The 22,398-nt window shown below is 46.6% G+C and carries 21 protein-coding genes and 1 pseudogene; all 22 read right to left on the bottom strand.

From position 1 onward, the window contains the following. Positions 1-316 precede the first annotated feature (316 nt). Positions 317-1,165 (bottom strand): MBL fold metallo-hydrolase, encoded by an 849-nt coding sequence (locus DXA93_RS13075; protein WP_158555036.1) that lies wholly within the window; start codon positions 1,163-1,165, stop codon positions 317-319. A 21-nt stretch (positions 1,166-1,186) separates the two neighbouring features. Beyond that, on the bottom strand, positions 1,187-2,746 hold the full coding sequence (locus DXA93_RS13070; RefSeq protein ID WP_117761402.1) for a carboxylesterase/lipase family protein: 1,560 nt from the start codon (positions 2,744-2,746) through the stop codon (positions 1,187-1,189). Positions 2,747-2,814: 68 nt separating this feature from the next. Next, the gene (locus DXA93_RS20980) at positions 2,815-2,976 is read right to left on the bottom strand and encodes a helix-turn-helix domain-containing protein (RefSeq protein ID WP_117761403.1); all 162 of its coding nucleotides are present in this window, start codon (positions 2,974-2,976) and stop codon (positions 2,815-2,817) included. A 57-nt stretch (positions 2,977-3,033) separates the two neighbouring features. Then, positions 3,034-5,877 (bottom strand): beta-glucosidase, encoded by a 2,844-nt coding sequence (locus DXA93_RS13060; protein ID WP_119208542.1) that lies wholly within the window; start codon positions 5,875-5,877, stop codon positions 3,034-3,036. 105 nt (positions 5,878-5,982) lie between these two features. Continuing rightward, the gene (locus DXA93_RS13055) at positions 5,983-6,207 is read right to left on the bottom strand and encodes a fibronectin type III-like domain-contianing protein (RefSeq protein ID WP_119208540.1); all 225 of its coding nucleotides are present in this window, start codon (positions 6,205-6,207) and stop codon (positions 5,983-5,985) included. Positions 6,208-6,370: 163 nt separating this feature from the next. Then, positions 6,371-7,009, bottom strand: a complete 639-nt coding sequence (locus DXA93_RS13050) for a hypothetical protein (RefSeq protein ID WP_119208537.1) — start codon at positions 7,007-7,009, stop codon at positions 6,371-6,373. After that, positions 6,957-7,259, bottom strand: a complete 303-nt coding sequence (locus DXA93_RS13045; RefSeq protein WP_119208535.1) for a hypothetical protein — start codon at positions 7,257-7,259, stop codon at positions 6,957-6,959. The genes DXA93_RS13050 and DXA93_RS13045 overlap by 53 nt, the downstream gene beginning before the upstream one ends. Positions 7,260-7,589: 330 nt before the next feature. After that, positions 7,590-7,781 carry a hypothetical protein gene (locus DXA93_RS13040; RefSeq protein WP_147399556.1) on the bottom strand — a complete coding sequence of 64 codons (192 nt, stop codon included), beginning with the start codon at positions 7,779-7,781 and terminating at the stop codon, positions 7,590-7,592. After that, positions 7,778-8,014, bottom strand: a complete 237-nt coding sequence (locus tag DXA93_RS13035) for a hypothetical protein (protein WP_117761408.1) — start codon at positions 8,012-8,014, stop codon at positions 7,778-7,780. Before DXA93_RS13035 ends, DXA93_RS13040 begins: the two co-directional genes overlap by 4 nt. A gap of 79 nt (positions 8,015-8,093) precedes the next feature. After that, positions 8,094-8,219, bottom strand: a pseudogene (locus DXA93_RS13030) (transposase); the annotation flags it as partial. Between the two features lie 64 nt (positions 8,220-8,283). Beyond that, the gene (locus DXA93_RS13025) at positions 8,284-10,359 is read right to left on the bottom strand and encodes an efflux RND transporter permease subunit (protein ID WP_118595661.1); all 2,076 of its coding nucleotides are present in this window, start codon (positions 10,357-10,359) and stop codon (positions 8,284-8,286) included. Positions 10,360-10,585: 226 nt separating this feature from the next. Next, positions 10,586-11,464, bottom strand: a complete 879-nt coding sequence (locus DXA93_RS13020; protein WP_118640540.1) for a NifB/NifX family molybdenum-iron cluster-binding protein — start codon at positions 11,462-11,464, stop codon at positions 10,586-10,588. 27 nt (positions 11,465-11,491) lie between these two features. Further along, positions 11,492-11,650 carry a M24 family metallopeptidase gene (locus DXA93_RS18980; RefSeq protein WP_256372654.1) on the bottom strand — a complete coding sequence of 53 codons (159 nt, stop codon included), beginning with the start codon at positions 11,648-11,650 and terminating at the stop codon, positions 11,492-11,494. Next, positions 11,581-12,735 carry an aminopeptidase P N-terminal domain-containing protein gene (locus DXA93_RS13015; RefSeq protein WP_256372652.1) on the bottom strand — a complete coding sequence of 385 codons (1,155 nt, stop codon included), beginning with the start codon at positions 12,733-12,735 and terminating at the stop codon, positions 11,581-11,583. Before DXA93_RS13015 ends, DXA93_RS18980 begins: the two co-directional genes overlap by 70 nt. Before the next feature lie 119 nt (positions 12,736-12,854). Then, a complete protein-coding gene (locus DXA93_RS13010) occupies positions 12,855-14,114 on the bottom strand; it encodes a S41 family peptidase (protein WP_243109226.1) in 1,260 nt (419 codons plus the stop codon). Between the two features lie 83 nt (positions 14,115-14,197). Continuing rightward, complete coding sequence (ftsX, locus tag DXA93_RS13005) at positions 14,198-15,112, bottom strand: permease-like cell division protein FtsX (protein WP_022461639.1); 915 nt, start codon at positions 15,110-15,112, stop codon at positions 14,198-14,200. After that, positions 15,102-15,785 (bottom strand): cell division ATP-binding protein FtsE, encoded by a 684-nt coding sequence (ftsE, locus tag DXA93_RS13000; RefSeq protein WP_022461638.1) that lies wholly within the window; start codon positions 15,783-15,785, stop codon positions 15,102-15,104. The genes ftsX and ftsE overlap by 11 nt, the downstream gene beginning before the upstream one ends. Positions 15,786-15,811: 26 nt before the next feature. Then, a complete protein-coding gene (locus DXA93_RS12995; RefSeq protein ID WP_117510479.1) occupies positions 15,812-16,900 on the bottom strand; it encodes a PucR family transcriptional regulator in 1,089 nt (362 codons plus the stop codon). 185 nt (positions 16,901-17,085) lie between these two features. Further along, the gene (locus DXA93_RS12990) at positions 17,086-17,955 is read right to left on the bottom strand and encodes a YitT family protein (RefSeq protein WP_117761413.1); all 870 of its coding nucleotides are present in this window, start codon (positions 17,953-17,955) and stop codon (positions 17,086-17,088) included. A 5-nt stretch (positions 17,956-17,960) separates the two neighbouring features. Beyond that, on the bottom strand, positions 17,961-18,647 hold the full coding sequence (locus tag DXA93_RS12985; protein ID WP_117510477.1) for a WecB/TagA/CpsF family glycosyltransferase: 687 nt from the start codon (positions 18,645-18,647) through the stop codon (positions 17,961-17,963). Positions 18,648-18,852: 205 nt separating this feature from the next. Continuing rightward, positions 18,853-20,967, bottom strand: coding sequence for a glutamine synthetase III family protein (locus DXA93_RS12980; protein ID WP_022461634.1), 2,115 nt, complete (start codon positions 20,965-20,967; stop codon positions 18,853-18,855). Between the two features lie 415 nt (positions 20,968-21,382). Next, positions 21,383-22,246, bottom strand: coding sequence for a class II fructose-1,6-bisphosphate aldolase (gene fba, locus DXA93_RS12975; RefSeq protein WP_022461579.1), 864 nt, complete (start codon positions 22,244-22,246; stop codon positions 21,383-21,385). Positions 22,247-22,398 lie beyond the last annotated feature (152 nt).

Raw genomic sequence — 22,398 nt, 5'->3', positions numbered from 1 at the left:
ATAACAAATATTAAGTAACAGATAATAGAAGCTGTTCCTAAAGAAATGTTATAGATTTGTGATATTGAATACATCACAGAACTAAAAGCAGCAACTCCTAAATCAAATCGAACATTTAATACAACAGCAAAAGCTATTAAATTCAAACCAAGAAAATATAAAAAATATTTTTTCATTCTTATTACCTCATCATTTCTATGGTACTGTAAGCCACCAGAACCGGAGATTCTGCCTTGATGGCACACTTATAAAAAGCCCAAAGGTCTTGATTTCAAGGCTTTCAGGCTTAAGTTAACCCCAGCGGAGTCTGTTGTGTTTATCTTACTGGAATTTCACCTTCATCTATCAGTCTGTCTGGGGAAAATACAATACGGATTCTTCCGTCTGTCGCAACCTTGCAATCTCCGTCAAACGCATTCTTACCGCCATCCTCGATTTTCGCAGTTCCTGAAAGGATATTCTCACAGATGCGTATCGCTGTATTCATGATGCTATGATCCATGGAACCAACGAAAGGCATTCCCGCATATCCCACATGGCCATTAAAATTGCGGTCAAATTCACTTTCATAGGACTTGATTTTATCCAGAGCTCCCAATAGTGTATTAATACTGTCTCTGCAGAGCAGATTACCATTGCAGGCATCTCCAGAAAACAGGATTCGCTCTTTCCGATCAAGGAAACAACAGCCTCCCGATGTATGACCCGGTGTCTCAATTACCTCGATACTGCGTCCCCCCAGCTCAAACACCATTCCCTCCTTCAAAGGAAGACATTTTGGCATCTTTTGTATCCGCCGGATATCCGCAGGGCTACAGTCATACACATCGTAAGCTCCCATATTTCCCAAAAGTTCCACATAATCTGCGATGCTATCATAATTTATCGGTTTAAGACTATCCTCATCTTTTTCGTGAATATATACCTCTTCAAACTGAGCAGCTCCTCCGATATGATCCGGATGTCCATGTGTCAGCACTACATCATAGGGAAGCGGAGTCAGCCAGGAAATCAGCTTTTTCAGGTCTGTCATTCCGACACCCGTATCGATGAGTAATGCACGTTCCGTACCTTTTAACAAAAACATGGCTGTCATACCAGCCTCATTGATAACCCAGGTGTCTTTTGCAATCTCCGTCACCTGATATGTAGTCAGCTTTGCCATATGCATTCCATCCTTTCCGCATCAGTGCATAAATACATTTTCTGCATCCTCATCTAATGGTACAGTAAATGCCGGAGCATGTTTAACAAGAAGCTCCATCAGCCTGTGGTCATAATTATCTTTAACTTCGCAGATATTGTCAAAAATCATAATTGCCTCTTTACCTGGCTCACATACCGGCCACTGCGGAAGAGAAGGAACGGAAGGATTTCCGTATCTCGCAAAGTTTATCCAGGCACCACATATTCTCTCCTGCAGGCGGTCTGTTTCTCCCGGCACATTGCAGATAGGAATTCGGTCAATATTATGGAAAACAAACGGGATTTCAGAGCAATGCCATGCCAGTTTTCCTCCCTCATATGGGAATTCATAATTAAACATGTAGGAATATACGGGAGCTTCCTTATGTACTGACTTCTTCGCAATGAAATCTTTCGATGCATAACGGAAAATATAATCCAGCGACAGAACATCTACAAGGCGATTATTTGGATATGCTTTTTCGAATTCTGCTGCAATCTCTTCTGCATCCTCCTGAAAGCATTTTTCCAGAAGTTTCATCGTTTCCTCACGGGTCAGTTCATCCCTATTCTCCAGAACCGGCTTGAAATCAAATTCTCCAAAAACGCTACCCACTATCACCGGAATCTTTTTTGCTCCATCGGTAAATCCTACTCTGCGCGGATCACCGGCATACCATGAATTTGCTCTCGGCTCTCCTCCCACGTAGAGTCCTTTCTCCTGCAGCTTGGGTGACACCTTATTATATGCTTCCGCAAGGAAATAGTAAGGAATCGTTTCCAAATCCTCAACGGATTCCAACTTCAATTCCGTCAGAAGGGCCTCCACAATTGCGGTACCGTCATCCTCTGCCTCTTTTTTACCTTCTTCTATTACGCCGCTCTGGATAATCCCCTTATGGAATAAACCTTCTGCAGCCGGTGTATTCATCAGGGAATAAACTTTCATTCCACCACCGGACTGACCAAACAGGGTTACATTACCTGGATCTCCGCCAAAACCAGCAATATTGTCCTGAATCCAATGAAGGGCTGCGACCATATCTGCATTTCCCACATTAGCAGAATTGTAGTATTTTTCCCCATAAGCAGATAAATCAAGATATCCCAAAATATTCAGACGATGGTTCAATGACACGACAACCACATCTCCGTACTCACTCAGATGATCTCCTTCATACGCCACCTGTTCAATGGATGAGCCTGCAAAGAATCCACCTCCGTGCAACCATACCATAACCGGTTTTTTTGCTTCCGGATCCAGACTCTGTGTCCAAATATTCAGATACTGGCAATTCTCATCCATTGGCCAGTAACGATGTGGGATCATAACCTCCATCAACGGATGATCCTGCATCAGCATAGGGCACACATAACCATAGGCCAGAGCATTTTTAATACCTTTCCATGGTTTTACCTCTCTGGGCATTTGAAAGCGATCAGCATCAGCATACTTGATGCCATGGAAAGTGTATGTAGAATTCATCTTAAATCCCCGTATCTTACCCGCCTTAGTCTGAACTACCGGTTCTGCCTTACTACAGTAAAAACAATCTCCCATTTTGTATTCCACCTTTCTTTAGTAATTTTATGTATATCTTATTTCATTACCATTTTGTCATTTTTTTGTTACCGTTTTATTACATCTCTATCTCCACATACAGTTTGCATATTGGTCTCTTCCTGTATTGTAGCCCGATACTGAGAGGGAGTCATATGATAATGCTTTTTAAACGCACGAAAAAAGTTTTCCGTATTTTCATATCCAATCTCTTTTCCGACTTCAGTCATCCTCTCATTTTCTAAACTTTTTCACCTCATTATGCAATAATTGTTGATACCCATCTACTATAATCCCATACATTTCAGAATGATCCGAAGATTATGGACTGCACATCTTTGCACATCTCCGAGACACAGACGAGGTTTCTTATCTAAATGTCCTTTGTACCCGATTGCTCTGCCATCATCTAAAATAAAAGCAACTTCCTCATTGGCCGGGCATATCTTTGGCACAAAGCTTGCCGGATCATTGAAAAATGTTTTCATATCATTTGCCTGCATGTAGACTTTTTCCCCATCAACCAAAATCTCTCCATCCTTCATCTCGGCAGTATGTCCTTCACCCAGAGGTGCCATGACTGTATCCGGTCCTTCCGGATCAACCGTAAAGGAATTCCAGCGGGCTGCGAAAACCGGTGCAAATGGTACTTCCTGCACCATAATTACCTGCCCACGTTCATCAAACTCCGGCATAACTGTTCTCACAGCCTGAAGAATATTCATGGCCCTTCCTTTTCCTCCCGGCATAATCAAATCATTTCCGGCATGCATGGATTTCCAGGGTGTACTGCTGCCTCCGTTCCAATCAGTCATGATCAGACCTTCAAATCCCCATTCTCCGCGGGCAAGATCCGTACATAAGTCATAACTATCTGCTGTAGGAACACCGTTGATCAGATTGTAGGAACTCATGATAGACAACGGCTGAGATTCCTGAATAGCAATTTTATAGGGTTCCAGATAAATCTCCCTCAGTGCCCGCTGACCAATCACAGAATCCACAGCATTCCGATTCGTCTCCTGATTATTAGCTGCATAATGCTTAATGCATCCACCTCCTCCTGGCAGGCTCTGAAGACCGCGTACCATTGCTGACGCCATCTTTCCAGATATGAGAGGATCTTCAGAAAAATATTCAAAATTTCGTCCACACATAGGATCACGCTGAATATTCATTCCTGGTCCCAGAAGCAAATCAATCCGCATTGCCTGCATATCTGCTGCCATTCCGCATCCTACCTGTTCCAAAATTTCCGGATCAAAAGACTGAGCAAGAAGCGTACCCACCGGCCATGCCGTACAGTAATGGTATACCTGCCTCTTTTCCCCCGATTCCAGATCGGTTGCCTCAAACTGCTGTGTGATACGCACACCGCCCGGACCGTCTGCCAATACAATAGAAGAAACACCATAACTTTCCAGTGCGTGTGTTGTTTCCCCTGCCGCTCCAGGTACAGATTCCGAACTGGCTCCAATCACAGGATTGTTCTCATCCTGCACACCCCAGCCTGTACCACAGCAAAGATCCGCCAATTGTGCAGCATCAAGCTGTGCGGCAAATTCTTCCATTGACACTCTGCCCGAAGCCACATCATTCAGCTTCCATTCTTTCTTTTCCACATACCGTACTGTTTCGTAAGGCATAACCGGCTGATAGCTGGTATCTGTCGCATATGTAACCACCTTTTCATCGCTATAGGCTGAACGCGAATCCAGCGTTTCCGGTATCTGCACAGCCAGAAGAACCGGTACATCCTTCCATATAGTTTCATCCTTTCGGTCAGTTAACCCCTTCTTTTCCTCCAAAGTTTCCGTTAACGGAAGCTCCACCAATACCTGTTCTGTCAAAGCAGTTTGTTCCAGCCGAATCTTGCACACCGGTTTTGTATCTCTGGAAGAAGTACCGATACGCACTCCATAATCTCCTTTTGACAGAATATAACCTCCTGCATTTTCACTATAAGATACAAGATTACGCAGCGGTATGCGGATTTTGATATCTTCCTTTTCGCCCGGTGCCAGTAACATCGTTTTTTGGAAACCTTTCAGCTCCTGTTGCGGCATATCCATCTCCGATACCGGTGCAGAAACATATACCTGCACAACTTCACGTCCGGCAAACGCTCCTGTATTTTCTACTGTTACGCCAAGAACCAGTGTATCCTCATCCAGCGATGCCTCCAGATTTCCCAATGCAAATGTCGTATAGGAGATTCCATAACCAAAAGGATAACCCGGCTCAACATTAAATGTATCAAAGTAACGATAACCTACATAAATTCCTTCCGTATATACTGCCTTATTAAAATCCTGAAGGAAATTGCCTGCCGTAGGATAATCTTCATATTTTTTTGCCCAGGTTGCGGTCAGCTTTCCTGACGGTGTTGCCTTACCTGTGAGAATATCGGTAACGGCGGCTCCTCCCTCCTGTCCTGCCTGCCCCATGAGAAGAATAGCATCCGCACAAGCCGCCTCCAGATCCTGCACCGATATGGAGCCCGGAACATTCAGCACCAGTATCAATGAAGAAAAAGCTGACCGCAGCTTTTTAAGATTATCCATCTCCACTGCAGAAAGCCTGTAATCTCCAATTTCATACCTTTTATCCCCAATGGATACTTCTTTTTTCATGAAACGATCATTTCCCTCACCGGAATTTCTCGAAATGACACAAATAGCAGTTTCTGTTTCTTTTGCATATTCTTCCAGTTTTTCTGTTGTCAGCGGTTCCTCCGGAAACGCAAAAACACTCATGACCTGGTCCTTCATCTCTCTTTTGGCCAGATCATAGCATCTGGCCCACGCCATCTGCTGTTCCCGGTTCACAATCTCAAAACCTTCTGTTTCCATAGCATTCAGAATATTAATATGATAACGCAGAGACTGATCCACATCCTGATCACCACCGCCGGAAAGACCGCCGTTAAAAGGATCTCCCGATCCCGTTCCGCCGCGGATTGTTCTGGCAGCTCCGTTTCCAAACAAGGCAATCTTTCCCCTGCCCTTTAACGGAAGAACCCCATTTATGTTTTTTAAAAGTACCATTCCCTGCGTCGCCGCTTCTCTCGATATTGCAGCACCGCTGATCTCACGTTCGGACATCGGCGGATATATCGTATTACTTTTCATATTTTTTCCCTGCCTTTCATTTAAAACTCACTAAAAAACTATTGTATCCGAAGATATGTAATCTTTGCATCCCCCCGCATACGTACACTCAATGTAAATGTCTTATCAGGTATCCTTTGAAGAGAAATCACGTTGCCCTGTTTTTTTTCCCGGTATCTGAATTTCTGTTTTTATAAGGATATTGGCACTCGATGTTCCCGCACCGATGATATAGCATCCTTCTTCAACCATCAGAGACTGGCTGATGACATCATAAAAACGAAGTTCCTCAACCGGAATACTAAACTGCATGCGGCGGGTTTCTCCAGGCTGCACTGCTTCCAGCGTCATCTCTGCCAGCAGTCAGTCGAGACGTTCTTCCATAGACAGTGATGAATCCCAAAAAGGAGTCGTTTTATCACTCTTCATACTCTTCTATTCCCCTCTTATCCATTTATGAAAAGAACCTGACTCCTTACAAATCAGGTCCCTTTATCAGTTTCCATATTTTTGTTTATGAAATTTTTTCTGCCAGGAAATCTGTCATCATCTGTTCTGTTTCTTCCAATCCATTAGCCTCATAATCCGCAATCAGCTTATCCCAGTTTGCATCAAAATTATCTACACTTTCTGTTACGCACTTAACCAGTCCCGGCCATGCAATCTCATTCAGAATTTCCACATTGCTCGTAATCTCCTGCGGTGTCGCATATGCCCAAAGTGGGGAATACGGCGGTGTTTCGAATTCATCTGGCTGCGGGAAGATATCGGTCAGCATCTCTACATTCCATGCTTCACAAGCTGCCTTCTGCTCCTCGTTATACTCTGCAATTACAGATTCTCTCGTAACAGGTGTGTAAGGATTACCATTTTCATCCACTGCACCGTCTCCATAAATCGGAAATCCCGTATAATTGCCAATACCAGTATTTTTTCCGTAATCCGGATCAGAACTTGCTTTTGCAATCTCTTCTTCCGTACGATATCTCATTCCATTCTCATCTACAAAATAGTTTTCTCCTTCAACACCCCATTTGTAAAGTACTGCACCCTCATCGGAGCAGAGATAATCAAGGAATTTAATTGCACGAACCGGATCCTCACAGTCCTTTGTGATTGCCAGTCCGTATCCAACCTGAAGACCCTGATACATCAGTGTGGGGGGCTTCAGTAATCGCCTGAGCAACAGGATTTTCCCAGTTACCATTTTTTCCGTCTGCATTGTAGTACTTGAAAGTTATAGGTGACAAATCATCCTTACTGTCCCCAGTACTGCTCTCGCTGTTTTCATTCTTGCCGCTTTCGCTCTTACTGCTTTCCGTATCCTTGGAGCCACATCCTGCCACTGTTCCAACGCAGAGTGCTGCTACCATAAGCAGAGCTAAAATTTTCTTCCTTTTCATGTTATTCCTCCCTATATTCTTAGAAAGTCCTACTATAAGGCCAAACATTTGAGATTTTACAATACCTCTATTATTTGTCTCTCATTGCAATAACTCTCCAAGATTATTTTAGATTTTCACGCGCGTTTTTGCTTATCTGAAAGATATCATGGATAGTATATTGGAAGATATAGGAAAATTAACCTTTAAATTTAGAAATATTGACTAATCATTTTTGTGAAAAAAGGTACACCCGTGCGAACCTTAAAAATTTCATATAAAACAACAAATTTATGTCAGGAAATGGTATAATGATCTCAGATTATTTGTGAGGTGATCCTATGTCTTTTGCTAAGAATGTTTTATCTTTTCAGACCTTCTCTCGGGATATCTCTCTTCGAGCAGCTTTTGAAGTTCTTTTGTCATGGCATCATACTCTTTGCGGTTGATCGCAATTTTATTCTGGATTTTTTCGATTCGCTTATCCAGTGATTCGATTCGTTTTTTCTCTGCGTTGGTTAAATTCTTTTCCTTGATCATCATGATTTCTCCTCTGCGGATGACGTGATAAATGCCAGGATCTCATCATACGAGCGATGGCTGGATTCTAATGCTTTTAGAAGTTCATCTCTCTGATATGCTTTTCGGATATCGTATAACTTTTTCAGTTCATCCACCGCTTTTTCATGGGCTTCTCTTGTTCTTGCTACTTTTGCTTCAGCCTGTTCGATCTTAAATTCCAATGTCTGCTCACTGTTTCTACGTATTCTTGCCATTTTTTCTTCTCCTTTAGTCCTTGTCCGTCCTATCTTGCAGTGTCTTTCCGATTTCTTTTGCCTGATTCCGTACACTTCGGATCACGCCATTATCCCTTACAGAATAATGGATTGCATCGATGTAGAGAATAGGATAGACCTCGTCCAGTGGCCGGTTCTGCCAGTCTTCAATCCGTGGCAGAATCTTATCCGTCACATCAGAAATTTGAACATAAAGCAAAAAAATTCCCCCGCACCAGCTACTTCCGGTACAGGGGATTTGTCATACTTTATTTTGTTTTCTTCTTTAAAAATCCAATCGATGTCTTACAGATCAGTTTATCGAAAATCATAAACATTGCCGGCAGAATCAGGATAACAACGACCATACTGATGATCGCGCCCCGCGCAAGCAGGGTACAGATGGAACCGATCATCTCAACCTGAGAGTAGCAGGCTACACCGAAGGTTGCGGCAAAGAAACTCAGGCCACTGCTGATGATGGACGGCATACTGGTCTTATGCGCAATACTGATAGCTTCTTTTTTGTCTTTTCCATTCTGGCGCTCTTTCTGATAACGGGTTGTCATCAGGATAGCGTAGTCCACGGTTGCACCGAGCTGAATCGCTCCGATTACGATGCTGGCCACGAATGGAAGGCTGGTTCCCTGATAATACGGGATTGCCATATTCAGCATAATTGCAAACTCGATGACTGCTACCAGAATAATCGGCAGAGAAATCGATTTGAAGATCAGCAGAATGATGATAAAGATTGCACCAATGGAAAGCACGTTTACGTTGACAAGGTCAGCATCGGTAACATCCTGCAGGTCTTTCATCAACGGTGCTTCACCGATGACCATTCCATCTTTATCGTAGGATTTTACGATTTTGTCAATCGCTTTGACCTGTTCGTTTACTTCATCTGTTGCGGACTCATATTCAGAGCTCACAAATGCAAGCTCATACTCATCGCTCTGCAGCATGCTTCGGAGATTTTCCGGGATCATGGATTCCGGAATCGTCGGTCCAAGCAGGGAACTCATGCTGATGGTCGATTTGACACCTTTTACGTTGCCGATCTCCTCCATCATTTTCTTTTTCTGTTTGGAATCCATATCGCGATCCATCATCACAATATGCATGTTGCTTACGTCAAACTGCGCTTTTACTTCATCGTTTGCCACGTTGCAGTCCAGGGTAGATGGAAGGGAACGTGCGATGTTGTAATAAATCTGGGTATGATTGTTTCCGTAGATCGACGGGAACAGCAGAACCAGGAAGATCACAACCCATACTTTATAATGTTTGGTGATAAAGGCGGACGGTTTATCCAGGCTTTTTACCAGCGGTTTGTGTCTCGTTTTCTCAATTGCCTTGTCAAATACCAGAACCATGGCCGGCAGGACGGTGACACAGCAGACAACGCCGATCAAAACACCTTTTGCCATAACGATACCAAGGTCGCGGCCAAGGGCAAAGGTCATAACACACAGTGCCAGGAAACCGGCTACGGTGGTAACGGAGCTTCCGGCTACGGATTTGAACGTGTTGGCGATTGCATGGCCCATCGCACGCTCTTTGTCATCCGGGAAACGCTTTTTATTCTCCTCGAAGCTGTTCAGCAGGAAGATGGAGTAGTCCATCGTAACACCAAGCTGCAGCACGGCGGTCAGCGCTTTTGTGATGTAGGAAGTCTCACCAAGGAACACGTTGCTTCCCAGGTTGTAAAGGATTGCAAGTCCGATACTTAACAGGAACAGGATCGGAACAACGAAGGAAGTCGATGTCAGCTCGATGACAACGAGGCTCAAAACTGCGGCGATGACAACGTAAACCGGCAGCTCTTTTAATGCTACGTTTTTGATATCGGTAACAACACCGGTCATACCGCCGATGAAGCACTGCTCGTTCGCAATTTTACGAAGATCCTCGATTGCCTCCATGGAGTCATCGGAAGAAGTCGTATTGTCGAACAGAACGAGCATCATGGTTGCATCCCCATTGTAGAATGCTTTCCGGAGTTTTTCCGGGATCATCTCAACCGGCACGCTGATGTCTGCCACATCGTCATACCATAAAACTTCTTTTACGTGGTTTACCTGCTCGAATTTTTCTTCGAGTTTCTGTACGTCCTTCATTTCCATGTTTTCCACGACAACCATGGAGAACGCACCCATGCCGTATTCATCTACCAGAATGTCCTGTCCTTTTACAGTTTCCAGATGCTCCGGCAGATAGCTGAGCAGATCATAGTTTACTTTCGTTGCTGCCATTCCGATGACTGACGGAATAATCAGCAGAAATCCAATGATCAGCATCAGAATCCTGTGCTTGGCAATCCATTTGCCAACTTTAACCATTTTCATTCATCTCCTCTGATTCATTTTTAACTTGTTTTTCTAGTACCACATCTTACAACTTAAATGACTATTAGTCAATATTTGAAATGGCAAAAAATGAATTTGGTCATTTTTTGTTTACTTTTACAAAAAATAACGGAAATCGGAAATGGGAATCGTTGATTTTTCTGCGCATCAAAAAAGAGTGCCTGGCTCCTTCGTCCTGACACTCTTTTTATGCATTTTTTTATTTCACTTCAACCAGCTCAATCTCAAAATTCAGCTCTTTTCCAGCCATCTCATGGTTGGCATCAAACGTGATATTGGTCTCGTCTTTTGCGGTAACTTTTACCGGGAACGGCTGGCCGTACTGGTTCTGCAGATAAACCTGCTGTCCGACCTCTACTTCCTCTGCTCCCGGAAGCTGTGCGATCGCAACGGTGAAAATTGCGTTCGGATCCGGCATTCCGTAAGCCTCCTCCGGCATCAGATGGATGTTGACTTTTTCGCCGACTTCCATCTCTGCAACGGCTGCATCGAAGCCGCGGATCATCTGGCCCACACCGCAGATGAACTCGAGCGGTTCGCCGCGGTCGTAGGAAGAATCAAACTGGGTTCCATCGTTGAAGGTTCCTCTGTAGTGGGTACGGCAGGTTTTTCCGACATTCTTACCTTCCATAACCGGAGTCGGTGCACCGCATCCGCCGCCGCAGGTTCCGCAGGAACCGCCGCAGGAGCTCTCCTCTTCCTCATGGCTTCCGCAGTGGTCGCCGCAGGAATGGCCTTCCTCGTGATCGTGGTGATCGCAGGTTGCACCCGCAGATGTGAGCGTTCCGTTTAAGTAAGCTTCCACCGCTGCATCCACATCTCCCTCCGCTCCGGAGCAGAGCTCTACGCCTGCCTCAGCAAGAGCAGCCTGTGCACCGCCGCCGATGCCGCCGCAGATCAGAACATCCACGCCCTGCTCGGAAAGAAGGCCTGCCAGTGCGCCGTGGCCGGTTCCGTTGGATCCGATCACTTCGCTGGAAACCACCTGATTGTCTTCTACTTCGTAAACCTTAAAATTCTCTGTTTTTCCAAAATGCTGGAAAATATTCCCGTTATCGTATGTAACTGCAATTTTCATCTAACTAAATCCTCCGTAGTTTTTTTCTTACGCCTCTTTTTCCTGCATAAAGGCTTCAATCTGGTCTGGATCACGCATCAGATTCTCGGAAAGAACCTCGCATCCGTCCTCTGTAATCAGGATATCATCCTCGATCCGGATTCCGATCTCCCACTCATCAATATAAAGACCCGGCTCATCGGTGATGATGGCGCCTGGACGCAGCTTGTCGTCCATGCCGCGGTCACATCGTGTACATCAATGCCGAGGTGATGGGAAACGCCGTGCATGTAATAGGTTCCGACATCCTCTTTCTTCTCGATCAGGCCAAGTTTCACACAGCCCTCGCCGAGAACATCCTTTGCGATATCGTCGAGCTCTTTTAATGTCATACCCGGTTTTGCTGCTTTTGCAACGGCGCGGTTTGCTGCCAGAACAACGTCGTAAACCTGTCTCTGACGGTCCGTATATTTTCCGTTGACTGGATACGTTCTGGTGATATCTGCGCAGTAGCCCTGGAATTTTGCTCCGAGGTCCATCAGAAGCAGGGTCTCATCCTCGCACACGTCACGGTTGGTATCGTAGTGCAGCATCGTTCCGTTTGCACCGCTTCCTGCGATCGTCGGGAATGCGGTTCCGTCTGCTCCCTCGTGGAAAATCTTGTACTCGAAATCAGCCTGTGCCTGATACTCGGTGCAGCCCGGTTTCAGATTCTTCATCACGAATTTCAGCGCGTCGTCGGTGATCTTGATTGCCTGGCGGACGAGAGCGATCTCATCCTCATCTTTCTGCATCCGCAGTGCTGCGATGACAGGAGCAATGTTTTTAATCGGTCTGCCTGGAAATTTCTTTGCGAACTCCTCTGCCTTTACCATGTTGTAATCCGGCAGATCCTCGACCTGATAGCGGTAGCAGTCGAAATACAGGGTTCCGATATCCTCGCGTGCCATCAGACGATTTACCATGCCCTCAAAGGAATCCAGGAAACGAACGTCATCGATTCCGGTGATCTCCTGTGCCTCGGATACGGTTACTTTTCTTCCAAACCATCTCTCCTGGTTCAGATCCGCTTCCTCGATAAACAGAATGGATTTCTCCTCTTTTGCGGTCTTTTTCATCATCAGGATCATGTGATCTCTGCGAAGGCCGGTCAGATAGAAAAAGTTGCGGTTTGCTTCAAACGGCAGATATTCGTCTGCGCTGACATGCAGCTCGATTCCGGAAAACAAAAGCAGTGCGGAATCCTGGTCCATTTTATCAAAAACCTGTTTTCTTCTTTCTGTAAAATTCATCTGTCTTTCCTCACTTTCTTTTAGAGCCTGCCAAGATCTGTTTTCGGCTCCTCTACTAAGATAACACGTTCGTGCTTTTTTTCCTACCTTTTTCCTGCTTTTCTGTGAAAATTCTTATTTTATTCCGCACTTTCCAGTCCTTTGACAACTTCCAACGCTTTTTCGAGCTGCACATCGCTCGTCGCGTCATCCGGCAGCTCCACCTCGACATCCGGCGTAATGCCGACCTTGTGGATGTCGTTTCCGAGCGGCGTGTAATAATGGGCAATCGTCAGCTTCACCACGCTGCCGTCCGAGAGCTGGAATGTATTCTGGACAATGCCTTTTCCGAATGTCGTCGTTCCGACAATCGTTCCGATGCCGTAATCTTTGACTGCTCCCGTGAAGATTTCTGCCGCACTTGCCGTATTTTCATTGACCAGCACGACGAGTGGAATCGAGATCGGGGTATCGCCGTCGCAGGTATACTCTTCCCGTTTTCCATTTTTATCCTCGGTATACACGATGAGTCCCTCCGGCAGGATCTGGCGCAGGGTGTCACAGACTGCCGTCACGAGGCCGCCCGGATTGCCGCGCAGATCGATGATCAGGCGCTCCATGCCCTGATCCTGCAGTGACTGGTATGCTTTCTGGAACTGCTCGGAGGTAAGCCCTGTAAACTCGCTGATGGCCAGATAGCCGATCTTGTCGTCCAGCATTTTACCGTCTGCCACAATCGCCGCAAGCTTCTCTTTTTCGACTTCCGTTTCAATCAGATCCGCCTCGCCTTCCCGCTCGATGGAAAGCGTCACGGTGTCGTTCTCGCTGTTTTTCAGAAGACCGACCGCATCGTTGAGGTTTAAGCCTTCGAGTGTCTGCCCGTCAATCTTCACAATACGGTCATCCGCCTGAATACCGGCCTTCGCCGCCGGGGTATCGTCCTGTACGCCGGTGACCTGCAGCTTATCGCCGTCCAGCGTCACCGTAACACCGATGCCCTGATAGTAACCCTCCTGCGCTGTCTTGATCGCTTCGTATTCCTCTTTCGTGTAATACGTAGAATACTTGTCGCCGAGGCCGCTGATCATCCCTTTATACATCGCATTCGACAGCTCTGTGTCATCCACATCGCCCGCGTAAAGCTGGCTGATCATCGCTTTGATCGCCGCCGTCTTCCGCCACGACCAGAAGCCGCCGGGGTGGTCCGCACTGCTTCCCGGCCAAAGAAACGTTGTTCCGACAAGCACGATCATTACAAGCGCCAGCATGGAAATCATGCCCGCAAAGTAGCTCTTCCGCATCTCATTTTTTCGGTTTTTCTTTCTGTTTCTGCGCTTTTTCGGTTTTTCCTGCTCTGCCGCTTTTATGCCCTCTTTTTCTTCCTTCATCAGTTCTTCCAAAATATGCCTCCCAATCGAAAGATCCCGGAATCTTTTGACGGATTCCGGGACTTATTTTTACTTTATTATATTGTCTAATCCTATCAGACTTTCAAGTGTTTTCGAATCGTAAAGATACTGCCGACAAGTCCGATTCCCATACCGAGAATGAGTCCGACCGGAAGCAGAATCCGGAATACGGCCGATACCGGCATGAATGCCATAAAGTTCGACAGTACGCTGAACTCCGTCATAACGTAGCTGATGACTCTGTTGTATACAACGTACAGCAGCCCCAGCGGAATCGCTGCTCCGACAAGACCGATCAGGATACCCTCGATCAGGAACGGAGCCCTTACAAACAGGTTCGTCGCACCGATCAGCTTCATGATACCGATCTCCTCTTTCCGGACCGAAATACCGATCGTGACGGTATTGCTGATCAGGAAAACAGATACGGCAAGAAGAATCAGGATGATCGCGATGGAAACGTAGCCAATGACACGGTTCATCGTCGTCAACGTTGTTGTTGCACCCTCGGCCTGTTTAACCTCACGGACACCGTCCAGCGAGCGGATATACTCAGCCAGTGCATCCTGCGTCTCTACCTGGTATACGTAAACCTCGTAGTGAGCAGAAGTTGCGAGCGGGTTGTCGTTTGGCTTAAAGCCGTCCTTGTATTCCTCTTTTCCTTCGAAATACTGTTTTGCAAAGTTTTCCCACGTCTCATCCGCGGAAACATACTTACATTCCTTGACCACATCGGTCTTGGCCTTGATCTCCGTTCCGATCTCATCGATCGTCGCCTGATCCACATCTTCGTTGAAGAAGACGGTCATGGATACATCTGTCTCGGCATTTTTTACGATGTAGTTAAAGTTGATGACAACCGCAAAGAAGATACCGAAAAGAAAGATACAGGCTCCCATGGTTGCGATGGATGCCAGCGAGAACATCTTGTTTCTCCAGATGTTTTTGACACCCTGTTTGATGCTGTAGCCCAGTGTACTAAACCTCATGGTACTCGCCCTCCTTCTCATCGCTGACTACCACGCCTTTTCGCATGGTAATAACGCGTTTTTTCATGGAGTTGACGATCTCACGGTTGTGGGTTACCACAAGAACGGTCGTTCCTCTGTTGTTGATTTCCTCCAGGAGCTTCATAATCTCCATGGAGTTTCCCGGGTCCAGGTTTCCGGTCGGCTCGTCCGCCAGAAGAATGTCAGGCCGGTTGACAATGGCTCTTGCCACGGCAACTCGCTGCTGCTCTCCTCCGGAAAGCTCCTTCGGGAAAGATTTGTACTTCTCTGCCAGTCCGACCAGCGTCAGGACTTCCGGCACGCGCTTTTTGATGACGCGGTTCGGTTTCTCGATGACACGCTGTGCGAATGCTACGTTTTCATAGACATTCCGGTCTTTTAAAAGGCGGAAATCCTGGAATACGACGCCGACACCGCGGCGGTATTTCGGCACTCTCCAGCGTTTCATTTTATTTAAGATCTGTCCGTTTACCTTAATGGTACCGGATGTGGGCTCGAGTTCTTTCAAAAGGAGCTTGATCAGCGTCGATTTTCCAGAACCGCTGTTTCCCACGATAAAGACGAATTCCCCCTTCTCGATGTGTAAGGATACGTTGTTGACGGCCGGCTGGCCTTTCGCGTAACTCTTACTTACACTATCCAATGTTATCATGCAATTCCTCCTTCAAGGGTTCTCGCTTAATAATCGAGCGTTTCCATGTATTTCATGTACTGCACAACCATAAGCGCAATCTTGAATGTGATCGCATCTTCAAAAACTCTAAGATCGAGTCCCGTGCTCTTCTGCAGCTTATCCAGCCGATAGACAAGGGTATTTCGGTGTATATAAAGCTGTCTCGAGGTTTCCGAGACATTCAGAGAATTTTCAAAGAATTTATTGATCGTTGTCAGTGTCTCTTCATCAAAGTCATCCGGCGATTTGTTGCCAAAAATCTCTTTGATGAACATTTTGCACAGTGGGATCGGAAGCTGGTAAATCAGACGGCCGATACCCAGTGAGCTGTATGCATAGATATCATTCTCAGCGGAGAAGATTTTTCCGACGTCCATCGCCATTCTGGCTTCTTTGTAGGAACGCGATACTTCTTTGATCTCCTTGACAATGGTACCGTAAGCAACGTGGGTTTTCCCCTCCTCATCTCTTCCTGCTGCTTCCAGAATGGTGGCTGCCACTTTGTTCATCTGGGCATAATCCTCACCTGGAGCAAGTTCCTTGACGATGATAATGTTTTTCTCATCGACGGCAGTTATAAAGTCACCGGATTTGGTACCGAGCAGACTCTTGACGCTTTCCAGCGCCCCGCTGTTTTTATCCGGATTTGTCTCAAGAATAAATACAAGGCGGCGTGCTTCCACTTCAATATGTAACTTCTTCGCCCTGTTGTAGATGTCGACCAGCAGCAGGTTGTCGAGCAGCAGATTCTTGATAAAGTTGTCTTTATCGAAGCGCTCCTTGTAGGCGGTAAGGAGGCCCTGAATCTGGAAGGTAACCATTTTCCCGATCAGGTGAATGTCATCGTTTCCGCCTTTTACAACCAGAATGTACTCCAGCTGGTGTTCATCGTATACTTTAAAAAACTGATAATTTTTCATGGTCTGGGAATCTGCCTGAGACTGCGCAAACGTTACAATATCATTCTGGCTGATCTCAACCTCCGGAAACGTCGTTACCAAAACCTTTCCTTCTACATCAGTCACGCAGAGTTCGACACGCGAAATATTTTTGATTCCCTCAATGGTACTCTGTAAAATCTGATTTGAAATCATATTTTCTTCCCTCTTTCATCCTATAGTTTGTCTCCGGCTGCACCCGCTTTCATTGCCAGGCATATCCACACCCCTATGGTTCTGCGCCTGATGCAAAGTACCTCACAGATATACTTATTTTAATACAAAATAGACAAAAAAGGAAGAGAAAACACAACATTTATACCACAAAATACGTAAAAAGGTCAGGAGAAATCCGTCTGGAAGCCCTCTCCTAAGACCTCTCTTGCATCCGACACAACGACAAACGCGTCCGGATCGATCGTTCCTACGATCTGTTTGAGCTGCGGGATCTGTTTTTTGCCCACAACACAGAATACCATCATACGCTCTTCGCCCGTGTACATTCCCTTGATGTGGATGCCGGACGCGCCGCGGTCGAGTTCTTTCATGAGCTCATCGGCTACCTGCTCCGGATGCGCGGTAATGATAAACGCGGATTTCGCATAATTCATACCTTCCATCAGGGCATCCGTCATTTTCGTCGTCACGTAGATTGCCACGATCGCATAGAGCGAAGCGTGGATACCGAAGACAAAAATACCGGCGATGACGATGATTCCATCAAGCACCTGCATAACCTGTGCAACGGAATAGTGGCGCAGCTTTCTCTGGATCAGAGCCGCCATCATATCCGTTCCGCCCGTCGTTCCGTTTCCGATAAAGACAAGGCCGATGCCGGCTCCCATCAGAACGCCGCCAAAAAGTGCGGAGAGCATCCTGTCATCCGGCACCAGCTGCAGAACCGGGAGAACGGCAAACCAGAACGTGTTCATCAGGGTTCCAAAAATGGTTTTCACAAGAAAATCACGGCTCATGCGGATTCCAAAAAGAAAGAGCGGAATGTTCAGCACAAGGTTCGTCACCCAGAGCGGAACTCCTTTTCCGAACAGCATCTGGCTCAGTTGTTTGATGACGATTGCAAGACCGGAAAATCCTCCGGTAACAAGCCCCGCCGGGTCGTAAATCGAGCTGGTCGCAACCGCCATGACCGCGGTTCCCAGCGTAATCAGCAGATAATCTCTCCACTGCTGTTTGTTCCGTATCCAGTTCATGAACTTCAACCGTCCTTTTCGCTGTTATATTTTGTTACCATCCACTTGAACGTATTCTTCTTTAGCAGAGTTCCCCACCAGCTCGTTTTTATACCGGCCTCGTTCTGCAGTGTTGAGTGTTCGCCAAGGCTCAGCCAGATTTTCGCGCTGATTTTGCTGCTGTTTTCCAGAACGAAACGATCCTGCCGCGTTCCCGCAAGGCCGCTCACAATCACGTCCGTCGTCTGGCTGTTGATCTCGTTGACCAGGCTGTCAAACGCGGATTCCTCCAGCGTCTCGACGACAGCACCGCCTCCGATCTCAATGCCGGGATACGTTTCTGTCAGATATTTCTGCAGTGTCTGCAGTTCTTCCCCAGTGTCGCCCAGTACGAAAATCCGGCTTTTTTTCTGAATCAGTCCCCAGAAAAAGCGTGCGATGAACTCGTTCGTCTCCACTTCCTCATAGGACGGCGTCTCCGGGTCGATTCCTGCTGCCTCCAGCACTTCGGTTTCCCCGATGACCGTCAGATCCAGATCTTCGATATACTGTTTCCACGTCGGTTCCTTGCTCGCCTGCATCAGCATCTGCATCGTCACAATCCCGATGGTGTTCAGCTTATCATTCGAGAGGTATTCCTCTGCAATCTCCATTGCCGCATCGACGCGGTAATGTTTCAGCTTCACACCTAAAATTTCCAGTTCTGCATTCATTGTTCTGTATACTTCTGTTTTCCTTCGAAATCCAGAAGCGTTTCCTCCATGTTTTCCTGCCGTTTCTTCCGGCAGCGCTGTCCGCCCTTTTCTTCTGGCAACAGCTAATCCCCATTATACTAAAAAAAGAGGCTGTTGTCAAAAACAGCCTCTTTTTCTGCCCTGTTTTCACAGAATTTTTACAATTTATCGGACCGTCTGCGGATTAAACCTCAAACATCAGATCGCCGTAAGACGGCATCGGCCACATCTCTTTGTCTACGATCATCTCCAGTTTGTCAACCGGTGCACGGAGTGCCTCCATAGCCGGAGTAACTTTCTCGTAGTAGTATTTTGCTTTTGCTTCACCGTCTTCCATCTCGCATCCTGCATTCTCGATTGCGATCAGCTCATCGAGTGCTTTCTGGGTTTCCTCAAGCAGTGCACTTGTCTCGTTCAGCAGATTCTTCTGTACACCAACTGCCGTAACACCTGCTGCGGTGATGGTGTTGATGGATCCAGCCAGGGAAGTCGCATATTTGATGACTGCCGGGATGATCTGTTTGCTTGCCATGTCGATCATGGTCTTTGCTTCGATGTTGATGGTCTTTGCATAGTTCTCGAATTTAACTTCTGCACGGGATACCAGCTCTGCCTCGGTGAATACTTTGAAATCGCCGAACAGTTTGATTGCGGTATCAGTGGTCAGTGCCGGGATTGCGTACACCATGGATTTGATGTTCGGAAGTCCTCTTCTCTCTGCCTCAGCTAACCACTCATCTGCATATCCGTCGCCATTGAAGATGATTCTCTGATGCTCACTTAAGTTCTTCTTGATCAGATCATGGACAGCGTCCTCAAAGTTTTCAGCGCCTTCCAGTACATCGCATGCATCGCGGAATGCTTCTGCAACGATGGTGTTCAGTACGATGTTCGGAGCTGCAACGGAGTCACGGGAACCAACCATACGGAACTCGAATTTGTTTCCGGTGAAGGCGAACGGTGAGGTTCTGTTACGGTCGGTAGCGTCTTTCTTGAGATCCGGAAGCGTCTTAACACCAGTCTCCAGAACGCCCTCTTTTTTACTCTTGGTTGCATTTCCGGTGCTGATCAGCTGCTCAACAACGTCCTCCAGCTGCTCGCCAAGGAATACGGAAATGATGGCCGGCGGTGCCTCGTTGGCTCCCAGTCTGTGATCGTTTCCTGGATCGGCTGCGGACTCACGGAGCAGATCTGCGTGAACATCAACAGCTTTCAGGACGCAGCTTAACACAAGCAGGAACTGAATGTTCTCGTGCGGTGTTTTGCCCGGCTCAAGAAGGTTGATGCCGTCATCTGTGGTGATGGACCAGTTGTTATGTTTTCCGGAACCGTTGACACCTGCGAACGGTTTCTCATGCAGCAGGCATTTCAGTCCGTGCTGGCATGCAACTCTCTTTAAGGTCTGCATTACGAGCTGGTTGTTGTCGACTGCTACGTTTGCCTCGGAATAGATGGAAGCCAGCTCATGCTGTGCCGGTGCAACCTCATTGTGCTGTGTCTTTGCGGTAACGCCCATCTTCCACAGCTCAATGTTGACCTCCTTCATAAAGGAAGCAATTCTCTGACGGATGGTTCCGAAATAGTGATCGTCCATCTCCTGTCCTTTTGGAGGCATTGCGCCGAACAGGGTACGGCCGGTGTAGATCAGGTCTTTTCTCTGCAGGAATTTCTCTGCATCTACCAGGAAGTATTCCTGCTCCGGTCCTACGGAAGGAGTTACTTTCTTGGAAGTGGTGTTTCCGAACAGTTTTAACAGACGCAGGGACTGTACATTCAGAGCTTCCATGGAACGAAGAAGCGGTGTTTTCTGGTCAAGCGCCTCTCCTGTGTAGGAGCAGAATGCAGTCGGAATGCAGAGGGTTGCGCCTGCTGCGTCCTGACGAACGAAAGCCGGTGAGGTGCAGTCCCATGCTGTATATCCTCTTGCCTCAAAGGTAGCACGCAGTCCACCGGACGGGAAAGAAGATGCATCCGGCTCGCCTTTGATCAGCTCTTTACCGGAGAAGCTCATCAGTACTTTGCCGTTCGGCATCGGTGCTGTAATAAAAGAATCGTGCTTTTCTGCAGTTGTACCAGTCAGCGGCTGGAACCAGTGTGTATAGTGTGTTGCTCCTTTTTCAATTGCCCATTCTTTCATCTCATGTGCAATCGTATCTGCAGTAGCAAGATCCAGCTCACCGCCTTCTTCGATGATCTTTTTCAGCTTCTTGTAAACATTTTTTGGAAGACGTTCCTGCATTACAGTGTCATTGAATACATTTTCGCCAAAGATTTTGGCCGGATTTACATATTCTCCCATTTTCTTTCTTCCTTTCCATTTGTGAATTTTGCGATGCGACCTTCCCGCCGGACTCTAAAAAGGTCCTGATACAAGAAAAAGGGGTTCTCAAAAAGCAGCTAAGGAAAGCTAAGTTTTTGTAGAACGCCCTTGTTTTACATTCGCATATGGATTTGATTTCCAACTGATACTAAAATAACTCAAAAACTTAAAAAAACGCAAGTGCTTTTTTGAACTCAGTCCCTTTTTCGTATTATTTTACAAAACTTTCCTAATTCAGGCGAAAAAATTAGCGGATTCGATGAAAGCTTTCGCGGCAGTCGTCAAGGTCTCGTGCAAGCACGGACTTCGACTCGTTGCTCGCGAAAAAAAATACTGTGCGGACCCTGAGGAGGAAGTCCCCCAGGAATCCTGCACAGCATTTTCGTGCTTAAACTCAGGCTTTGTTTGCAGAACCGAACAGTTCGATTTTTTCTCTTACAGTAGCTTTGATAGCTTCTGCGCCAGGAGCAAGGAGTTTACGAGGATCGAATCCTTTACCCTGCTGATCTTTGCCCTCTTCGATGTATTTACGTGTAGCTGCTGCGAATGCAAGCTGGCACTCTGTATTTACATTGATTTTGGAAACGCCAAGGTCAATGGCTTTCTTGATCATGTCATCCGGGATACCTGTACCACCGTGAAGAACGAGCGGCATAGTTCCTGTCAGCTCCTGTACAGCTGCCAGAGTCTCAAAGCTCAGTCCCTGCCAGTTAGCCGGGTATACACCGTGGATATTGCCGATACCTGCTGCAAGCATATCTACACCGAGGTCTGCAATCATCTTGCACTCGTTCGGATCAGCGCATTCGCCCATACCTACAACACCATCTTCTTCTCCACCGATAGAACCAACTTCTGCTTCCAGAGACATTCCTTTCTCTTTGCAAACAGCTACCAGTTCTTTTGTTTTTGCAACGTTCTCTTCGATCGGATAATGAGATCCGTCAAACATGATGGATGAGAAACCTGCTTCGATGCATTTGTAGCATCCTTCGTAGGTTCCGTGATCCAGATGCAGAGCAACCGGAACAGTGATGTTCAGCTCTTCGATCATAGCTTTTACCATAGCAGCTACGGTCTTGAAGCCTGTCATGTATTTTCCTGCACCCTCGGATACACCAAGGATAACTGGAGAATTCATCTCCTGTGCGGTAAGAAGGATGGATTTTGTCCACTCCAGGTTGTTGATGTTAAACTGACCAACTGCATAATGGCCGGCTTTTGCTTTGTCCAACATTTCTTTTGCTGATACTAACATAGCTCAAATGACCTCCTGTGTCTGTAATTGTGCCGCGTGCCCTTTTAGAACAGACCGCCGCATACTTGTTACTTTCATAACTAGTTTTATTATACAACATCTTTCTGCAAATGCCAAATGGTTTTCGTGGCGAAATCCATTTTTTTGCACTT

Source organism: Blautia sp. OF09-25XD (genome assembly GCF_003482095.1).
GTDB lineage: Bacteria > Bacillota > Clostridia > Lachnospirales > Lachnospiraceae > Fusicatenibacter > Fusicatenibacter saccharivorans.
The sequence above is the reverse complement of the archived record's forward strand: the minus strand, read 5'-3'. Positions and strand labels throughout refer to the sequence as shown.